The organism is uncultured Dialister sp. (assembly GCA_900314595.1).
Lineage (GTDB): Bacteria > Bacillota > Negativicutes > Veillonellales > Dialisteraceae > Dialister.
The window spans coordinates 1-16,957 of sequence record OMVW01000010.1 but is presented as its reverse complement, the minus strand read 5'-3'; the positions used below and the strand labels follow the sequence as shown (position 1 = coordinate 16,957).

The window sequence follows — 16,957 nt, the reverse complement described above, 5'->3', positions numbered from 1 at the left end:
TAAGGGGTTGACAAGGCAACCTGGGATTAGTATGTAATATAAATGTAATATACTCCAGATGAATTTCTATATTATTGAAGGTTGATAAGGGCAGAGGATATATGTTGGATAAATTTGGCAAGACAAGAAAAAATGGGCGAATTGAATGGCTGGATACGGTACGGGCTTTAGCCATTCTTATGGTGCTTTTAGTTCATTCCACAGAAAATTTATATTCCATGATTCCAATTAAACTGAATAACATGAGTTTGATATCTTCAAGCTTTGCTGTAACAGCGTTTACTATAGGACGGCTTGGGGTTCCTCTCTTTCTTTTCCTTTCTGGTTACCTTCTTCTTGATCGTTATTATGATGCAAAAGGGTGTATAAATTTTTGGAAAAAGAACTGGCTTGGCATGCTGATGACTACAGAAATTTGGATCGTCCTTTATGATATATTTCTTCCCGCGGCTCATTTTACTCACTGGAACAATTTGAGCTTCATAGAAGATGTTCTTTTAATCCGTCAGGTACGGATGGGGCATATGTGGTATATGCCCATGATTATTGGACTTTATATATGCATCCCTTTTGCCGCCAGGGCTTTGAATAACCTGAATTCTAAAATTCTTCGATTTCCTATCGGACTCCTCTCGGTTTATGCTTTCGGGCTGCCTGTGCTTTCTCTTATTCGGCGAATAATGGGAAGGCCTGATGTACCCTGGGGGCCCGCCCTTGATCTGGGCTTTGCCGGAGGAATGTATGGACTTTATATCATCCTCGGCTGGTGTATGAAGAAGGGAATGCTGAAGCAATTTTCTACTTCTGCTCTGGCAATTGCAGGATTTGTATCATTTATTTTTACAGTGGTTTTTCAAATGGCTGCTCATTGGAAAGGTGTCAATTATAATGTGTGGTATAACTATGGATTTCTGGTCATCTGTACTCTATGCATTTTTGAACTTTTCTCTCGTAGAGGGCATTATCCATTTCAAAAAGCTTGGAACTGGCTCAGCCGAAATTCTTTCGGCATCTACCTGATTCATTTCCCATTCTGTATGTTGATCTCCAGGAAGCTGACAGCGGTCCATATGCTTATGCCGTTAAAAGTTATTCTCTTATGGTGCTGCATACTAGCAATCAGTGTTATTATATGTCTGGTCGTGGACCGATTCCCAAAAATAAGCAGGATACTTCTATATAATAGATGAAAATAAAAAAATCCCAAAGCTCAGTAATACATTATTGTTGTTCTTGGGACGTTATTATTTAGTCTGATTTTATTATCACTATATAGTTATATCCTGAAGTCCCTTGTTTTTATATCTAGGTCAGCATGATTTACATTGGCAGCAGTGCGCTAAACCCGCATAATTGCTGCCTTTTTTGTGTTTTTAAAATTATTTCTATGCCTTTGAGGCTTGACTGTACTAAGGATTTGTTTGAAAAGTTCTTTTAAAGTCTGAAGGATTGCTTGGGCATGAAACGTATATCCATAAGTTCCGAGGAAAACTTCGAGAGCAAACTGGTTATCCAGTTTGTGGCCCTGATGTACCTGTCATACATCAAAAAACATATGGATGACCATGACTTGTTCAAGTCCTACACAATGCAGACCCTGCTTGATGACCTGGACTTCATCGAATATTACCAGCAGCCAGGCAAAGCTCATCATCTGTCGGAGATCACAAAGAAACAAGCTTCACTTTACGATGCAATGGAAGTTGAGGTTCCGACCTGGATATAATTTTATGGGACTTCAGGATAAAAATGGCGCTCCAGCCCCTAACGGAAGAAAATTAATAATATCCAATACGCATCAAAGCACAGCCTATAAAGACTGCATGAATAAACTCCGCCGGGATCCATCATTGAAGGATAAGTATTATAAAGCTTTATATAAAGCGTATTCCATTCCTACAAGAAGATTGTAAGTAATTCCATTTGATAAGAAATAAAAAATCTCCTTACACAGTATCTATTTGTGTGAGGAGATTTTTTCACGTGAATCGATGGTATACTGATAGTAAATGGAGTACTGAAATCAATTTGATGTCAGTAAAAGTTACTAAGGTAAGTAATTTGGAATATAAAAAATTAAAAAGTTATACTCATGGAGGGCAAGTTATGAACAAATGCATTTATTCACTCTATGATGATGAGAAGGCACATTTCTTAGAAAGAGAGCATGTTTTCCCAAAGGCTATCGGGGGCTTAAAAATGCTGCCGAAGGGTTATGTGAGTGATGAGGTCAATCATCGGTTTTCGGTACATGAAGAAAATTTTATACACAATGCAGTTCATGTCTTTTTACCAAGAAATCTATATGGCCCTTCGGGACGCAAAAGTCATAGTCGCAAGCATCAGGTAGGGTTTATTAGAATGGACAGTCATATAGTGCTTGGGTATATGGAGAAAAGGGTACCTTGTACTATATGGCAGATTTTAGTGGCTGGAACAGGGGAGGATGGGAAATATCAGGTTACTATTACACATGATCTTCGGGATCAAACTCATATAGTAACATCGGCTGAAGCGATGACTTACTTCTCAAATCTGGTAAAGAGTAGCAAGGGAAACGTACGAATTGTTAGAGAAAATGATGATTCTTTAAAGAATTGCTATATACTTGGTATAGATGGGAAAGCCTTATATATAGGAGTACATGAAAATTGTTCGGATCAGGAAGCAGAGGCTAAAACAGAAGAAATCAAAAGTTGGATACTCAAGAATTCCGATAATATGAATATTGATGAATCTGACAACTTGCCAGAGTATCATTCGGGATTGGCGAATATGGATATTCGTTTAAAAATTGATATCAGGTCTATGTATATTGTTTTGGGAAAAATTGTATTCAACTGCCTGGCGATGATCAAAGGACAGGAATTTGTGCTGGATGCCAGATTTGATGGATTCAGAAATGCCATCCTTAATGAGAATGTGATGAGAAACTATTTTATCCCTGCTGAAAAAGGGCAAAAACCAAACGGATTAGAGAAGTCTATTGAACCATTGCTTCAGTATCTACAGTTATCACCTCTTAGCCATGGGGTTATATTTCTCAAGATATCCGGCAATATTGGTGCAATAGTGTTTCTTTATGGATCACCAACAGGTATCTTCATTTCGTTAGAAAAAACCTGGGATTCTTTTTTTATCCAGGATATTAACTTTTGTGACGATTATTTTTGTGATTGGCAAAATGGCAGGGAAGGGAGCTTGACAGACTTTTTAAAGAAATAGTAAGCTAAGCTATTTTTAAAATCGGTATTGTGGGATTCATGTTCACGTGAAATGATGTTTCAGGATAAGAATTTAAGGAATATCAGATGGATTTGATGTAAGAAGAATAATAAAAGGCATATGCTCTTTTGAATAGATGCTTTTATTTTGACTGGTTTTGGCAAGGGCCTCCTTATGATGAATATACATTGTATTCGCTATAATGATATGATACTATATATTGAGAATCAAACAAACGCATTTTTAAAAATGTAAAACCATCTTTATAGAGTTTGGAATATATTTATTTCTATACAGAGGAGACAGTGATTAGAATGGCAGACATTAACGATTTGTTTTGTGAATTTGATGATAATATAAAACTTACAAAGAGTAAGGAGGATAGCCTTCGTAAAAGCAGAAATGCATTACGAAAGGAAATAAAAAGCTGGTTTTCATACAAAAAGAAAAATCAGCCGAAATTTTGTGGTCAGGGCTCTTTTGCGATGAGGACTACAGTAAATCCTATTGATGGTAATGAGTATGATATTGATGACGGTGTGTATCTTCAGGGTTACAGTGATGATGATCCTGACGAATATCCGGCTCCATTTACTGTACATACCTGGATAAAATCCGCTGTAGAAGGACATACAAATAAAACGATAGATAAAGATACATGTGTCAGGGTGGTTTATGCAGATGATCATCACATAGATTACCCCATTTATATTTACAATAATTGGGAAGAAGTACCCTATTTGGCACATAAGAATAAAGGATGGACAAAGAGTGATCCCAAAGCATTAACTGATTGGTTCAGGGATAAAGTTAAAGATAATGGTGAGCAGCTCAGGAGAATCGTAAGGTATATTAAGGCCTGGAAAGATTATTCGGGCATTCCATTGAAGGGGATTGAAATCACGGTACTGGCTGCTGAGAATATTGATGTATATGAGGGCCGGGACGAAAAAGGCCTTTACACTACAGTGAATGAAATTCTAACAGAATTAAGTAATAATTTTACTTGTATCAAACCGGCTGATCCTTATGACGACTTATTTCTCGCTAAAAGTGAATCAGATAAAAAGCGTATCATGGATGGGTTGACGGATTTAAGGGATAGCTTAGCAGATGCTATTGTATGTACCAGCCGCAGGGATGCGTCCCTGAAGATGCGGGAATTGTTTGGCGATAGATTTCCTTTAGGGGAAGATCCGAAGGATGGTGATTCAGAAGATTGTTATGAAAGAACATCTATGCCCGGAGTACTCCGTCATGACGGAAGATCTGCATAAACTATTACTTGAGAAACTGGGTGATACTGGCTTTACTCAGGTAAATCTGGCCTTGCCTCGCCGTGAAATTTCCGCACACTTTCAGCTCCATCAGCATGAAATAGAATTGATTTGCAAATTGGGTGAGGCCTTTCCTTATACTTTCCCGGATATTTATATCGCTCAGGATTCATATAAAAAATTGCCGCAGCTTCCTCATGTTGGCTCTGATTGTAAGTTGTGCTTATTTGATACTTCTAAATCTATTCCTGATATTAAAAATCCAATTGGCTTGATTGTGTCCACATTTTACTTGGCAAGGAAAGCGATTGAAGATGGATTTGAAGGCATAAACGGGAATGATGTTCATGATGAAATTTCAGCCTATTGGAATCTAAAGTCTGATGATCAGGATTTTCATATTGTAGAAAGCATCCTTTCCAAACATGATGAACCTACGACTTTACCTGGAATATGGCTCAAAAAAATTATTTATGTTGCGGATAATTGTACTTTGCTTCAGCATTATTATGATCATATTTATGGAACAAATGCTGCCAAGGATGATTATATTCAGTGCCTATATTTACCTTTTCATCAGGAAATTTCTTTTCCTTTGCCGAAGACTAATTTGGGATTCTATTCGATGATCAAAAAGGATTCTAAAGCATTTCCAGCATATAATAAGTTTCTTGATAATAATCTTGGGAAGAGGCACTTGGTTATTCTTGATATTGGTGAGACAGAGCCTATTCTATTACCTTTCATGCATCGGATTATAAAGACGCGGATACATGGATTTAGAAATGCTCGTGTTCCAGCTTACATACTGCTTGGTTATAATAATAAAATTTGCAGCCCTATGCGGATGAGTTTAACTAATATGAATCAGGAAAGATTATTTAATCGCGGAGGCGTAGGTTTGTGGAAAAAGTTACAGCGAATAGCAATTATTGGTTGCGGGTCTGTTGGCAGCTCTTTAGTGGAAGCTTTTAAAGATTGCGGCACATCGCATTTTTCACTTATAGATGCAGATACACTGAAGGCAGATAATCTGGCAAGGCACTATTGCGGTTATGAGTATTTAAGAAACCATAAAGTCGATGCGATAAAAGAAAAGTTGATCAAAGAAAATCCTAATATTGATTGTCGTACATTTGCAATTGATGGTTTTGAATTTTTAAAATTAAAGTCTATCGAGCTCAACGAGGTGGATTTTGTATTTGTAGCTGTAGGAGATTATCCTTTTGAATATAAAATCCTGAAAGATTTCAATGCTGGCATAATAAATAAGCCAATTATAATTGTTTGGGTGGAGCCATTTGTGGCAGCTGCGCATGCTATAATTATTTCGAAACATCAGCAAGTATATGATGAATTGTTTGATAGTCAGTTGAATTTCAAATATCAGGTTATAAAGAATGCCCAACAGTTTCTAAAAAGAGAATCCGGCTGTCAATCGACTTTTATGCCATACTCAATTATTGAGCTAAAGAAATTTATTTATGATTTTCTGGAGTATTTTACTGATACTTATGTGGAGAAAAATAAAGCTAGAAATTACGTTTACACCTGGTTTGGGAAAAATTTGAAAGATGAAAGTCTATCTTTTGAAATTAACCCATTCTGGAAAGGTAAAATGGACTCAGGATTTTATATTAATCGTGTGGATTGATTTATTATGAAAATTTTGCTGAAGGATACATGCTTAATAATACCAGAACATATAATTAAGATGCTTAATCGCTTTTGCCAAACATCATCCTTGGATAATGAAAGTGGAGGGATATTGCTTGGCAAGAAGGAATTGAATAAAAGCAGATATATTATATCAGCCATATCGAAGCCTTCCGAAAAGGATAAAGCAACTCGCACTAGTTTCGTAAGAAGTAAAGAAACAGGACAAGAGATAATAAATGAGTATTGGAAACATAGCAAGGGCGTAGTCAATTATCTTGGAGAGTGGCATACGCACCCGGAAAAAAGGCCAATTCCCTCAACTACAGACCGGCAACTGCTTGCAACTATACTCAAAGATGGCAGTAGTGTGTTTCCAGAGTTGTTTATGGTGATTGTCGGTCAGACGGATCTTTATGTTGGCAAGGTTACTTCTCAATCCCCATTTTTTATAGAATCGCAGTATATAAAGAGGATAAAATGAGTAATTATGGACTTAGCACAAGGATAAGAGCAAAAGTCATATTTTATACCGTGCTTTTAAGCATCGTTTTAACATATATATTGAACGTAACCCTTTTGAGCCTGTCCTTAATGAATCTGGGGATTGTTGACCAATTGGTGAAAATGATAATGCCACTTTTTAATGGAGGTGTTTTGAGTAATTCCGTTTCCGTTGGTTTAATATACGGGGCTTTATCAAAAGTTTTTAATGATTATTTATGGAAATTTTCGCTGTTTAAACGTCTGACAAATGTTTGTGATCTTAATGGTACATGGAAGGGTGAGTTAGAATCTAATTTTAAGGATAAATTTGGTAACCCGGTTAAAGTAGATATGACTCTGGTTATAAAACAAAGCTGGACAGAAATGACATGTAAATGTTACTTCCCTAAATCGTCTTCGAAAAGTGATTTGGTCTGGTTGAAAAATGAAGGAAAGGACAATTTTTCACTTCAATTCTCTTATTCAAATCAAACTAGAGAAAAGGAGATCAATACACAGCCGTACAATGGGTTTAATATACTAGATTATGAGAAAAAGGATGATTTAGAGTATTTAAATGGAATATACTTTACAGATAGATACCCTCAGACGCGAGGAAATATAACTCTAACAAAAGATAAAACTGTTAAATCAGATGCAGAAGAATCGGTATAATTATGAAGAGTCGGTATAATTATAATTTATAAGATATTTTTAACTTCCAAATAAAATGACCAATAATGGCTGAGATAAAAAGACCAATTTTAGACAACGGAGAAAGACCGCTCGTGGGGGCACGGGCGGCTTTTAGCGTGAATGATGAAGTGCCAATCCATTATTTCCAGGTCAGAATTTCAATTTCCATTGCGGCATAGGGGGGCTGTTTCTTTGTGATCTCCGGCGGGCAGGGGACCGGGTGAGGGGCGTGTTCTATGATGCCAAGATCGTCCGAGGGAGATAGGGGCTGGGGAGGAAAAAGCCTTCTTGTAAGGGAAGGCTTTTATGGTGTCGTAATCGTTTCATTGTTTTGGCTGAAATCTGTTTTGGAGGTCTGGCACGCGAATTATGAAAATGAGGAAATGAAATTTTAAGTTCATGGTTGTTACAGGCATTGGTATGAATTCAGCAGGTCTTCCGAGAGCAGTGCTTTGACTGTTTCTGGAACAGGCTGCTTCGGCTGGCTGGGGTAAATGGGTATGGAATATAGTTTTTCGTCGTTTCTTTTGGCAAATATATGTGTAATATCAAAGACTGATTTGCTCCTGGAGAAGCAGTCCTCATCACGTAGGGACTGGGCGACGTAGTAGGGGCCTTTGGGATTGTGATGATTGTCATATTCCAGGTCAAGGCATAAGGAGAAGTTCAGGTCCGTGGTGCCGAATTTATAGGCCTTGCTTTGGGTCGTTATTTCTTCAAGCATAAATGATTCCGACTGTGCAAGGTTGGCAATGTCGGTAATATGGGTTATCTTTTTCAGGCACAACTCATAGGGATGATTGGATGAAAAGGAAATCTGATTGGTCTGCAGTTGGTTTCTGATGGCTTTAATGTAAAATTCTCTGGCGGATAAAGATGATTGTACTCCGGTAAGGTGTCGGAAGTTTGTGACTTTAAACATGACCTCTATATATCTATCATCAAAAATGTATAGGAATGTCTTACCGACAAGCTGGGTTTTATATGATTTTGCGGCTGCACATATCTGCCTGATCAACTGCAGCTGGTTTATTTGCTTTTGAGTGAGTTTCGCCTTATTCATACTTGCCTTTTGACAAAAAAAACATCAGCATAACAGCTGATGCGTGTGTTTGAATTAAGCGGTTTTATGCTGGCTGTCAGCCGCGATGCCCTTCCGGGTATCAGTAGTCGCCGGTAATTAAAGTCCCCGGCGTGGACTCACCTTATCTCCCCGGTGCGGGCGCGATACCCTTTCGGATATCAATATGTCCCAGAAATTACCCTGCCTGGATGCAGTACAGCTTAACATGCCGCTTTTCATGGAGCATCTCTGCTCAGCTATATTTTAGTATATTAATTGTTGTAATTCAAGGGACTTGGGGAAATAATTGGAAAATCGAACACTGGATTTTATCGGAATTTACTTATAATTATTTAAATTTAATGCATATTATAATCTGATATAGGACTATTCAGGACAAATTACTGAACAAGAGATTGAGTGATTATATAATCAACAGAACAAATGAACTAATGGAAACTATAAAAATATTCAATAAAAGAACCTGATTAACAAATCTTTTGGTAATCAGAAAGAATGACTGAACATCCAGATGGTATGCTTGCAGTCTCCAGGGAAAACATAGGAGGTAAGCTGTTTATCCAGTTTGTGGCTCTGATGTACCTGTCATACATCAAGAAGCACATGGATGACCACGATCTATTCAAGTCCTACACAATGCAGACCCTGCTTGATGACCTGTACATCATCGAATATTACCAGCAGCCAGGCAGAGCTCATCATCTGTCTGAGATCACAAAGAAACAAGCTTCACTTTACGATGCAATGGAAGTTGAGGTTCCGACCTGGATATAATTTTATGGGACTTCAGGTTTATATACGGACGTGCTGGGGACTGTCTTCTTTCCCATATGGTTTTTTCAGGGCATCCAGCAGATGCGGTATATTACGATTTTTAATCTGGCGGGGCGGTTTACGACGTTTGGCGGGATTTTCCTCCTGGTCCGGGAGCCTTCGGATTATGTGGTCTGTGCGTTCCTGATGTCCTGCACGGGAATTATGGCAGGTGTACTTTCTCTGGGTCTCCTCTTTCGCTCTTTCCCCGGCCTTCTGAGGAAACCGGATATTTCCACTATTTTCAAACTGTACAGGGACGGGTGGAAACTCTTTATTTCCAGTCTGGCAGTCAATCTGTATACCACTACGGATATCGTGCTGCTGGGGATTTTCACAAATCATACGATAGTCGGCTATTACAGCGGGGCGGATAAGCTGATCCTGTGCATCCGGAGCGGAGTGGGCGCCATCAATCTGGCCATCTATCCCTATATTTCCGGACTGATGGAAAAGTCAAAAGAGGAAGCACTGGCTTTCCTGAAGAAGCAGTACTACATCTACATCGCCTGCGGCCTCATAGGCGGAATCCTCCTGATTCTCCTCGCCCCCTGGGGCGTGCCCTGGCTTTTCGGGGAAAGGTACATCCCTTCCATCCGCCTCCTTCAGATCATGGCCTTCGTCCCACTGGTGGTGGCCATGAGCAACGTCCTGGGCTATGAAACCATGCTGCCCCTTAATATGGAAAAAGAATACAGCGGAGTCCTCTTCCTGGCAGCGGTGCTGAATCTGATCATCATCATTCCTCTAATAAAACTTTGGGGAGCCGAAGGAGCGGCTGTGTCTCTCATGATTACGGAAACAACGATTACAGCAATTATGTGGGGGATACTTAAAAAGAGGAAGATATTTTAAAAGTCTCAAAAGATGGCTCGGGTGTGAGCTGCTTTGGGGCTTTTATAAAATTTAAATGATACTCCATCTTGCTTTCAGGTAAGGGCAGAAGTCTGGCCGGCTCTGACTTTTCAACGGTGGTGGGGGATGATATAATCTAAATGGAATTTTGTAAGTTCATGTGAAATCCTCAGGATCAGAGGTGATTTTTGTGTTATTACAATTCAGCGTGGAAAATTTCAGATCTTATAAGAAACGTGCTGTCTTGTCTTTGGAAGCTTCTAATGATACAGCTCATAGTGATAATTTGATTGAGGATAAGGGTAGCCGGATCCTTCCGACAGCTGTGATTTTTGGTGCCAATGCGGCAGGAAAAAGTAATATTTTTTTTGCTTTAACTGCAGCAATTCTGATGGTGAGAAATTCCAATGTTATGCAACAGGGTCAGCCAATTAATGGGATTATTCCTTTTCTGTTTGATGAGGAAAGCAGGTCCCAGCCGTCTTCATTTGAGTTTGTCTTTACAATTCACCACGTGAAGTATGTTTATGGCTTCTCTGCAACTAAAGAAAGAGTATACACGGAGTATCTGTATAAGTACCTGTCATCTCGTCCGACAACTCTTTTTGAAAGGGGACTGCGGACTGGCGAAGAAAATGATTACTATATACACCGTTCTTTAAGAAAGGAACTGACAGAGGTAATCAAGCGGAATACACAAAATAAACTTTTCCTTGCGACGGCTACTGCTTGGAACTGCGAAGAAACGGCTATTCCTTTTTCATGGTTTAACCAAATAGATACTTATACTAGTAATTATGAACAACTTCTGACGCAGGCCGGACCATTATTTGCTAAAGATGAACAGGATGAAAAACATGAATTAAAAAAATTCGTTTGCCAACTTTTGCATGAAGCAGATATAAATATTGATGATTATGATTTCCATTCCAAAGAAATAAGGAAGGAGGAAATCATACAGCATATTCCTGCTCCTATTTCTCCTGTTTTATCTCCATTGATTGGTGATAAGTTACAATCCTGGACCGTCACGATGAATCATCGGATACGTAAGAGTGGTGAGAATACTACTTATGCTTTGGACAGAGATTTAGAGTCGAAAGGAACATTGGGTCTGTTAGGTCTAAGCCCTTTATTGAGAGCTGCTTTTAATAGTGGCCATATATTATGTATTGACGAATTTGATACGAGCCTTCATCCAATGCTTGTGCTTTTCCTGGTTGGGTTGTTTCATAACCCCGATATAAATAAAGGTCACTCGCAACTCATTATTTCTACTCATACGTCGGAATTGCTTTCTACCAAAATCATGAGGAGGGATCAGATTTATTTCGTTGAGAAAGACAAGAATACCGGTGAGTCAGAGTTGTATTCTCTGGATGAATTCCCGGACAGGGGACAGGAAGATCTGAGAAAAGCTTACCTTTTGGGACGTTACGGTGCTATTCCGGATATTGGGGATGGTGAGCTTTTATGGTAAGAATAAAAGGGTATCAGAAGAAGGCAAGAAACACTAATAAACGGAAGACCAATAGGGTTCTTCTTTTATGTGCAGAAGGTAATAATAAGACAGAAACCCTTTATTTTCATCATTTTCAGAATAAGGATACTTTGGTCTGGACGGTACCGGGAACAGAAACGGATCCGCCAACGATGGCCAAACATCTGAAAGAAGTTTACGAAGAATATGAACTTGGCGAAGAAGATTTGGCAGTCTGCCTGGTGGATACCGATTTCGATGAGCGTAAAAATGAGCAGTTGAAAACGGCGGACGCTATTCTAAACAAAGATAATTTGCGTCTGATTGTTTCTAATCCCTGCTTTGAAATATGGTATATCTGTCATTTTACCTATAGTACGCGTTTATATATGAGTAACAGGGATGTGTTGCATTGTCTGGATACATATATCCCAGGGTATAAGAAATCAGACGGTACTGTTTATGATCAGCTGAAGGGAAAGGAATCAATAGCCATTGATCATGCACAAAGGTTAGAGAATTACTGTAAAAGTAAAGGTGCTTGTCCACATACAGTGGCTTTTGGTCCCAGCACGGATGTGTATAAGATTTTTACAGACTGGTTGTATAAGAGGCCTAATTCATATCAGGGTGCAGGCACTGAAAAATGATTTCTCATAAAAGAAAGATAAAAAAGTCTTAAGAGATGTCAGGAGAGTGTATCTGGAACTTTCTGACCTTTTCCGGGTTAACGCAAAAAGTCGCTCGCGAGTCACGGGCGGCTTTTTGCATGGCAATTTTGAGAAACTGGGTTTTTTAATGGGTTAATCTGGCAACTTCAATGGGAGCAATATGATATACTAGACGTAGTATTGAAAAAGGAGCGAATACCATGAAAGTACTAGTTACGGGAGTAAGCGGCCAGCTGGGCCATGATGTGATGAATGAGTTATATAAAAGAGGTATTGAAGGGATAGGAAGCGGGATGGAAGCTTCTTATGGAGGTGCGCAGGATGGGTCTCCTGTGGTTTCCATGGAGTATGTGCAGCTGGATATTACCGATTTTGAAGCAGTAAAACAAGTAGTGGAATCTATCCGGCCAGATGCGATCATTCACTGTGCAGCCTGGACGGCGGTGGATGCGGCGGAAGATGAGGATAAGAGGGAAAAGGTAAAAGCAGTCAATGTGGACGGGACCCGGTACCTGGCAGAAGCAGCGAAAGCAGTGGATGCAAAGATGCTCTATCTTTCTACCGACTATGTTTTCAACGGACAGGGAACAAAGCCCTGGGATCCGGATGAAAAAGACTATGCACCTCTCAATGTGTACGGCCAGACTAAGCTGGACGGGGAAAAGGCAGTTTCTTCCATCCTGACGAAATATTTCATCGTCCGCATCGCCTGGGTCTTCGGCATTAATGGGAAAAATTTCATTAAGACCATGCTGAACGTGGGGAAGACGCACGACGAAGTCAGAGTTGTGAACGATCAAATTGGTACACCGACTTATACTTATGATCTGGCAAGACTCCTGGTGGATATGATTCTCTCCGATAAGTATGGCTATTACCATGCAACCAATGAAGGCGGATATATTTCCTGGTATGACTTTACAAAGGAAATTTATCGCCAGGCGGGATACTCGACCAGGGTCATTCCTGTGACGACGGAAGAGTATGGTTTATCGAAAGCTAAGAGGCCTTTCAATTCCCGACTCGATAAAAGTAAATTGGTAAAAATGGGATTTACTCCGCTGCCGGACTGGAAGGATGCACTTGCACGTTATTTATCAGAATTGAATAATTTATAGTTTATAGTGCTTAGTGGGTTCCATTAGTGATGGGAATACTACAAACTAAAACCTAAAAATAAAAACTTCAGAAAGGATATGTGACAAATCATGGGACAGATTAAAGTAACAAAAAACGTGGGAGGCATTGAAGGTCTCTGCATTATCGAACCGGCTGTCCACGGAGACGCCCGCGGATATTTCATGGAAACTTACAATCAGAAGGATATGGAGGAAGCCGGTTTCCATATCAATTTCGTACAGGATAACCAGAGCATGTCTACGAAAGGCGTGCTTCGCGGACTTCATTTCCAAAAGTATTATCCCCAGTGTAAACTGGTCCGTGCGGTGAAAGGCAGAGTCTTCGATGTGGCAGTGGATCTGCGTGAACATTCCGCCACCTATGGGAAATGGTACGGAGTGGAACTGACCGAAGAAAATAAAAAGCAGTTTCTCATTCCTGAGGGATTTGCCCATGGATTCCTTGTCCTCTCCGATGTGGCAGAATTCTGCTATAAAGTCAATGACTTCTGGCATCCGAATGACGAAGGGGGAATGGCATGGAACGATCCGGAAATCGGGATCGTCTGGCCGGAACTGACGGGAGAATATAAAGGAAACGCTTCCGGAGAAGGATACGTACTGGAAGATGGAACACCCATTAACCTTTCGGATAAAGATACGAAATGGCTGGGGATAAAAGAGACATTCCATTTCGAATAAAAAAGAGCACTGGCTTTTTGAGTCAGTGCTTTTTCTTATGTGCAGGCTGAGGAGGGAAGATGCGAAATGGCTCACATGGAAGCTGCCGGTTGCGAGTTTCTCATCAGCCCCCCCACCCAAATTGGCTCACATATAAGTTTCGAGTTCCGAATTTTTCCATCAGCCTCCGGCAGGTCCTGTCAGCCCGCCCGCCCACAGTTGCTCGCATAGAAGTTCCCAGTTCCCAGTCAAACATTAGCCTTCGGCAGGCTGCACTAGCCCACCCGCCCACCCCCCCGAATAGGCGGCCTTTGGCCGCCGGATGGTTAAGCCGCCGAAGGCGGCAAATCGGTCAACCTTCCCTGGATAGGAAAGGTGTCAGCGCAGCTGACGGATAGGATGATTAAGGGTTCCCTGCAATTGTGGCTGAAAAGTTCTTACTGCGTTGGAAGCATAAATCATCCCCCCTGCCTTTGGCATCCCCCCTATCCAGGGTGGATTGACCCTTTGGGCAGCCTTCGGCCGCCTGATGCTTTGGCTCCCCCTGGGGAGCATCTGAAGCCTGACTGAATTTAAAATGATATCGATGCAGCTTATTGTCAAATGATCGCATCGTGATTGACGTGAATCGTGGTTATCGGGAAGGTGCGGCGCATAAAAATGATAAAGCGCCGCGAGTATTGATGGGATTTTCGCCCGCTTTTGATTTTTGTCGCTCCTGCGCTCCATCGTTTCGACTTGTTCGTCCTCCCACCGCTATCTCGGAGCCCTCCTTTCGAGGAGGGCTGGACGCCGGGCAAGGCTGACTTTTTAGTCAATAGCGAAAAGGCTCCCCCTTGGAGGAGCTGGCTGCGAAGCAGGCTGAGGGGGAGGGGTGCGAAATGGCTTGCATAGAAGTTCCGAGATCCGAGTGAAGCATTGGCCTTCGGCAAATTCCCGTCGCTCCCCTCTCACCGCTTCGCGGTGTTCCCCAGGGAGAGCCTGCCGCAGGGCATGGCTTGCGATTGAGCCAATCGCGAAAGGTTTTATCTGCTTGTGATTTTTGTTGACAGAGATGGCTGGCGTTACGACGTGTTCGTCCTCCCACCGCCACTCGCTTTCCGATAGAGCCAATTGTCACTTGTAAGTTTGGGCAGTCGGCCTCATGTGTGCCAGGTGAGATAGATGAATCCCGGCCCAAAGGGCCTGATGAGGGGTGGGCGGGTGGGTTGATGTAAAACTCGGAACTGGGAACTTATATGTAAAAAATAAAAAGCACCCCGATGCTATGCATCAGGGTGTTTTTATTTCCAATCAGAATTTGCTGACTACTTCTTTGAGGTAGGCTTTGAAATCGGCGCCCAGGTCTTCTCTTCTGAGTGCGAATTCGACGGTGGCTTTGAGGAAGCCCAGTTTATTTCCTGTGTCGTACCTTTTGCCTTTGAAGTTATAGGCGTAAACGGCTTCGTTTTTGGCCATGACTCTCAGGGCGTCGGTCAGCTGGATTTCTCCGCCTTTGCCCGGTTTGGTCTGGTCCAGGATATCGAAGACGTCCGGGGTGATGACGTAGCGTCCCAGGGCTGCAAAGTTGCTGGGCGCTTCTTCGATGGATGGTTTTTCAATCATATCTGCCACGCGGAGAAGGTTCGGATCGTCTGTTTTGATTCCGTCGATAATTCCATAGGAGGAAACCTGTTCGGGACGGACGGTCTGGCAGCCGATGACGGTGCCTCCTGTCTTTTCGTACTGGTCCATGAGCTGCCGGAGGGCCGGTTCTCCGTTTCCTGTGTAAACAATATCATCGCCAAGAATGACTCCGAAGGGTTCTCCATCGATGAAGTCCCGTACGCAGTTGATGGCATCTCCCAGTCCGTTCATATGTTTCTGACGGACGTAGAATACTTTGATGTCTGCAATTTTCCTGATTTCCCGGAGCATGTCCATTTTTCCGCCTTCATAGAGGTGCTGTTCCAGCTCCGGAGAGGAATCGAAATGATCCTCGATGGCTCTCTTTGCATGACCGCTGACGATAATGATTTCATCGATTCCGCTGGCCAGGATTTCTTCTACAATGTACTGAATGGTGGGTTTGTCCACAATGGGCAGCATTTCCTTCGGCATAGCCTTCGTAGCCGGCAGGAAACGGGTGCCGAATCCGGCAGCCGGAATGACCGCTTTTCTGATTTTCTGCATAATTCCCCCTGAAAGTTAAAATTTATTTTGTTGTTATTTTTATTATCATAACATACGAGGAGAAAATTTTCAGTAAACAAGCTGTAATGGTATATAAACTGCATTTGAAACAACTTTGAAATAGCAGTTGTCCGAGATGACTGTACGTTGTCCGGGAGACGGGAAACGGGAATCGGGTAGGTGTGCCATTTCCATCAGCCCTGCGGGCTTGAACTGCATTTGAAACAACTTTGAAATAGCAGTTGTCCGAGATGGCTGTACGTTGTCCGGGAGACGGGAAACGGGAGTCGAGGAGGTGTGCCGCACAATTCATGAAGCGGCACGATTTTTTTATTCCCGCCCACCCACCCTGCATTGGCCCTGCGGGCTTGAACTGAAGGTGAAACAACTTTGAAATAGCAGTTGTCCGAGATGGCTGTACGTTGTCCGGGAGACGGGAAACGGGAGTCGGGTAGGTGTGCCGCACAATTCGTAGAGCGGCACGATTTTTTATTCCCGCCCACCCACCCTGCATTGGCCCTGCGGGCTTGAACTGCATTTGAAACAACTTTGAAATAACAGTTGTCCGAGATGGCTGTACGTTGTCCGGGAGACGGGAAACGGGAATCGGGAAGGTGTGCCGCACAATTCATGAAGCGGCACGAAGTATATATTTCCATCAGCCCTGCGGGCTTGAACTGCATTTGAAACAACTTTGAAATAGCAGTTGTCCGAGATGGCTGTACGTTGTCCGGGAGACGGGA

15 protein-coding genes are annotated in these 16,957 nt (G+C 41.7%); 13 read left to right on the top strand and 2 right to left on the bottom strand.

Annotation, left to right across the window (positions count from 1 at the left end; translation table 11 throughout):
- Window positions 1–101: 101 nt before the first annotated feature.
- From QZN42_RS04725 to QZN42_RS04695, 7 genes are all read left to right on the top strand, one after another.
- Window positions 102–1,190: an acyltransferase gene (locus QZN42_RS04725; protein ID WP_296954745.1), complete on the top strand. Its 1,089-nt coding sequence runs from the start codon at window positions 102–104 to the stop codon at window positions 1,188–1,190.
- 269 nt (window positions 1,191–1,459) lie between these two features.
- On the top strand, window positions 1,460–1,726 hold the full coding sequence (locus QZN42_RS04720) for a hypothetical protein (RefSeq protein WP_296954743.1): 267 nt from the start codon (window positions 1,460–1,462) through the stop codon (window positions 1,724–1,726).
- A gap of 380 nt (window positions 1,727–2,106) precedes the next feature.
- Window positions 2,107–3,225 carry a hypothetical protein gene (locus tag QZN42_RS04715; protein ID WP_296954742.1) on the top strand — a complete coding sequence of 373 codons (1,119 nt, stop codon included), beginning with the start codon at window positions 2,107–2,109 and terminating at the stop codon, window positions 3,223–3,225.
- A gap of 314 nt (window positions 3,226–3,539) precedes the next feature.
- The gene (locus QZN42_RS04710) at window positions 3,540–4,502 is read left to right on the top strand and encodes a cyclic GMP-AMP synthase DncV-like nucleotidyltransferase (RefSeq protein ID WP_296954740.1); all 963 of its coding nucleotides are present in this window, start codon (window positions 3,540–3,542) and stop codon (window positions 4,500–4,502) included.
- Window positions 4,483–6,156, top strand: coding sequence for a ThiF family adenylyltransferase (locus QZN42_RS04705; RefSeq protein WP_296954737.1), 1,674 nt, complete (start codon window positions 4,483–4,485; stop codon window positions 6,154–6,156). Before QZN42_RS04710 ends, QZN42_RS04705 begins: the two co-directional genes overlap by 20 nt.
- Window positions 6,157–6,162: 6 nt before the next feature.
- Window positions 6,163–6,642: a Mov34/MPN/PAD-1 family protein gene (locus QZN42_RS04700; protein ID WP_296954735.1), complete on the top strand. Its 480-nt coding sequence runs from the start codon at window positions 6,163–6,165 to the stop codon at window positions 6,640–6,642.
- Window positions 6,639–7,319 (top strand): hypothetical protein, encoded by a 681-nt coding sequence (locus QZN42_RS04695; RefSeq protein WP_296954733.1) that lies wholly within the window; start codon window positions 6,639–6,641, stop codon window positions 7,317–7,319. Before QZN42_RS04700 ends, QZN42_RS04695 begins: the two co-directional genes overlap by 4 nt.
- Window positions 7,320–7,746: 427 nt before the next feature.
- Here QZN42_RS04695 and QZN42_RS04690 read toward each other — a convergent pair whose 3' ends face one another.
- On the bottom strand, window positions 7,747–8,403 hold the full coding sequence (locus QZN42_RS04690) for a PBECR4 domain-containing protein (protein ID WP_296954732.1): 657 nt from the start codon (window positions 8,401–8,403) through the stop codon (window positions 7,747–7,749).
- 516 nt (window positions 8,404–8,919) lie between these two features.
- Between QZN42_RS04690 and QZN42_RS04685 the strand changes: the two genes are divergently transcribed.
- The 6 genes from QZN42_RS04685 (at window position 8,920) to rfbC (ending at window position 14,063) form a co-directional block, all read left to right on the top strand.
- Window positions 8,920–9,198 (top strand): hypothetical protein, encoded by a 279-nt coding sequence (locus QZN42_RS04685; protein WP_296954731.1) that lies wholly within the window; start codon window positions 8,920–8,922, stop codon window positions 9,196–9,198.
- A gap of 30 nt (window positions 9,199–9,228) precedes the next feature.
- Window positions 9,229–10,092, top strand: a complete 864-nt coding sequence (locus QZN42_RS04680) for an oligosaccharide flippase family protein (RefSeq protein WP_296954730.1) — start codon at window positions 9,229–9,231, stop codon at window positions 10,090–10,092.
- Window positions 10,093–10,282: 190 nt separating this feature from the next.
- Window positions 10,283–11,572, top strand: a complete 1,290-nt coding sequence (locus QZN42_RS04675) for an ATP/GTP-binding protein (RefSeq protein ID WP_296954729.1) — start codon at window positions 10,283–10,285, stop codon at window positions 11,570–11,572.
- Complete coding sequence (locus QZN42_RS04670; RefSeq protein WP_296954727.1) at window positions 11,566–12,222, top strand: RloB family protein; 657 nt, start codon at window positions 11,566–11,568, stop codon at window positions 12,220–12,222. The genes QZN42_RS04675 and QZN42_RS04670 overlap by 7 nt, the downstream gene beginning before the upstream one ends.
- Before the next feature lie 221 nt (window positions 12,223–12,443).
- Window positions 12,444–13,361 carry a dTDP-4-dehydrorhamnose reductase gene (gene rfbD, locus QZN42_RS04665; protein ID WP_296954725.1) on the top strand — a complete coding sequence of 306 codons (918 nt, stop codon included), beginning with the start codon at window positions 12,444–12,446 and terminating at the stop codon, window positions 13,359–13,361.
- Window positions 13,362–13,451: 90 nt separating this feature from the next.
- Window positions 13,452–14,063, top strand: a complete 612-nt coding sequence (rfbC, locus tag QZN42_RS04660) for a dTDP-4-dehydrorhamnose 3,5-epimerase (RefSeq protein ID WP_296954723.1) — start codon at window positions 13,452–13,454, stop codon at window positions 14,061–14,063.
- 1,272 nt (window positions 14,064–15,335) lie between these two features.
- Here rfbC and galU read toward each other — a convergent pair.
- Window positions 15,336–16,214 (bottom strand): UTP--glucose-1-phosphate uridylyltransferase GalU, encoded by an 879-nt coding sequence (gene galU, locus QZN42_RS04655; protein WP_296954721.1) that lies wholly within the window; start codon window positions 16,212–16,214, stop codon window positions 15,336–15,338.
- Between the last annotated feature and the right edge of the window lie 743 nt (window positions 16,215–16,957).

Excerpts from the sequence above, each read along its gene's own strand:
- QZN42_RS04725 (WP_296954745.1), top strand. The coding sequence starts at position 102 with ATGTTGGATAAATTTGGCAAGACAAGAAAAAATGGGCGAATTGAATGG.
- QZN42_RS04690 (WP_296954732.1), bottom strand. The coding sequence starts at position 8,403 with ATGAATAAGGCGAAACTCACTCAAAAGCAAATAAACCAGCTGCAGTTG.
- QZN42_RS04710 (WP_296954740.1), top strand. The coding sequence starts at position 3,540 with ATGGCAGACATTAACGATTTGTTTTGTGAATTTGATGATAATATAAAA.
- QZN42_RS04705 (WP_296954737.1), top strand. The coding sequence starts at position 4,483 with ATGACGGAAGATCTGCATAAACTATTACTTGAGAAACTGGGTGATACT.
- QZN42_RS04670 (WP_296954727.1), top strand. The coding sequence starts at position 11,566 with ATGGTAAGAATAAAAGGGTATCAGAAGAAGGCAAGAAACACTAATAAA.
- QZN42_RS04715 (WP_296954742.1), top strand. The coding sequence starts at position 2,107 with ATGAACAAATGCATTTATTCACTCTATGATGATGAGAAGGCACATTTC.
- rfbD (WP_296954725.1), top strand. The coding sequence starts at position 12,444 with ATGAAAGTACTAGTTACGGGAGTAAGCGGCCAGCTGGGCCATGATGTG.
- QZN42_RS04720 (WP_296954743.1), top strand. The coding sequence starts at position 1,460 with ATGAAACGTATATCCATAAGTTCCGAGGAAAACTTCGAGAGCAAACTG.
- QZN42_RS04685 (WP_296954731.1), top strand. The coding sequence starts at position 8,920 with ATGACTGAACATCCAGATGGTATGCTTGCAGTCTCCAGGGAAAACATA.
- QZN42_RS04700 (WP_296954735.1), top strand. The coding sequence starts at position 6,163 with ATGAAAATTTTGCTGAAGGATACATGCTTAATAATACCAGAACATATA.
- rfbC (WP_296954723.1), top strand. The coding sequence starts at position 13,452 with ATGGGACAGATTAAAGTAACAAAAAACGTGGGAGGCATTGAAGGTCTC.
- QZN42_RS04695 (WP_296954733.1), top strand. The coding sequence starts at position 6,639 with ATGAGTAATTATGGACTTAGCACAAGGATAAGAGCAAAAGTCATATTT.
- galU (WP_296954721.1), bottom strand. The coding sequence starts at position 16,214 with ATGCAGAAAATCAGAAAAGCGGTCATTCCGGCTGCCGGATTCGGCACC.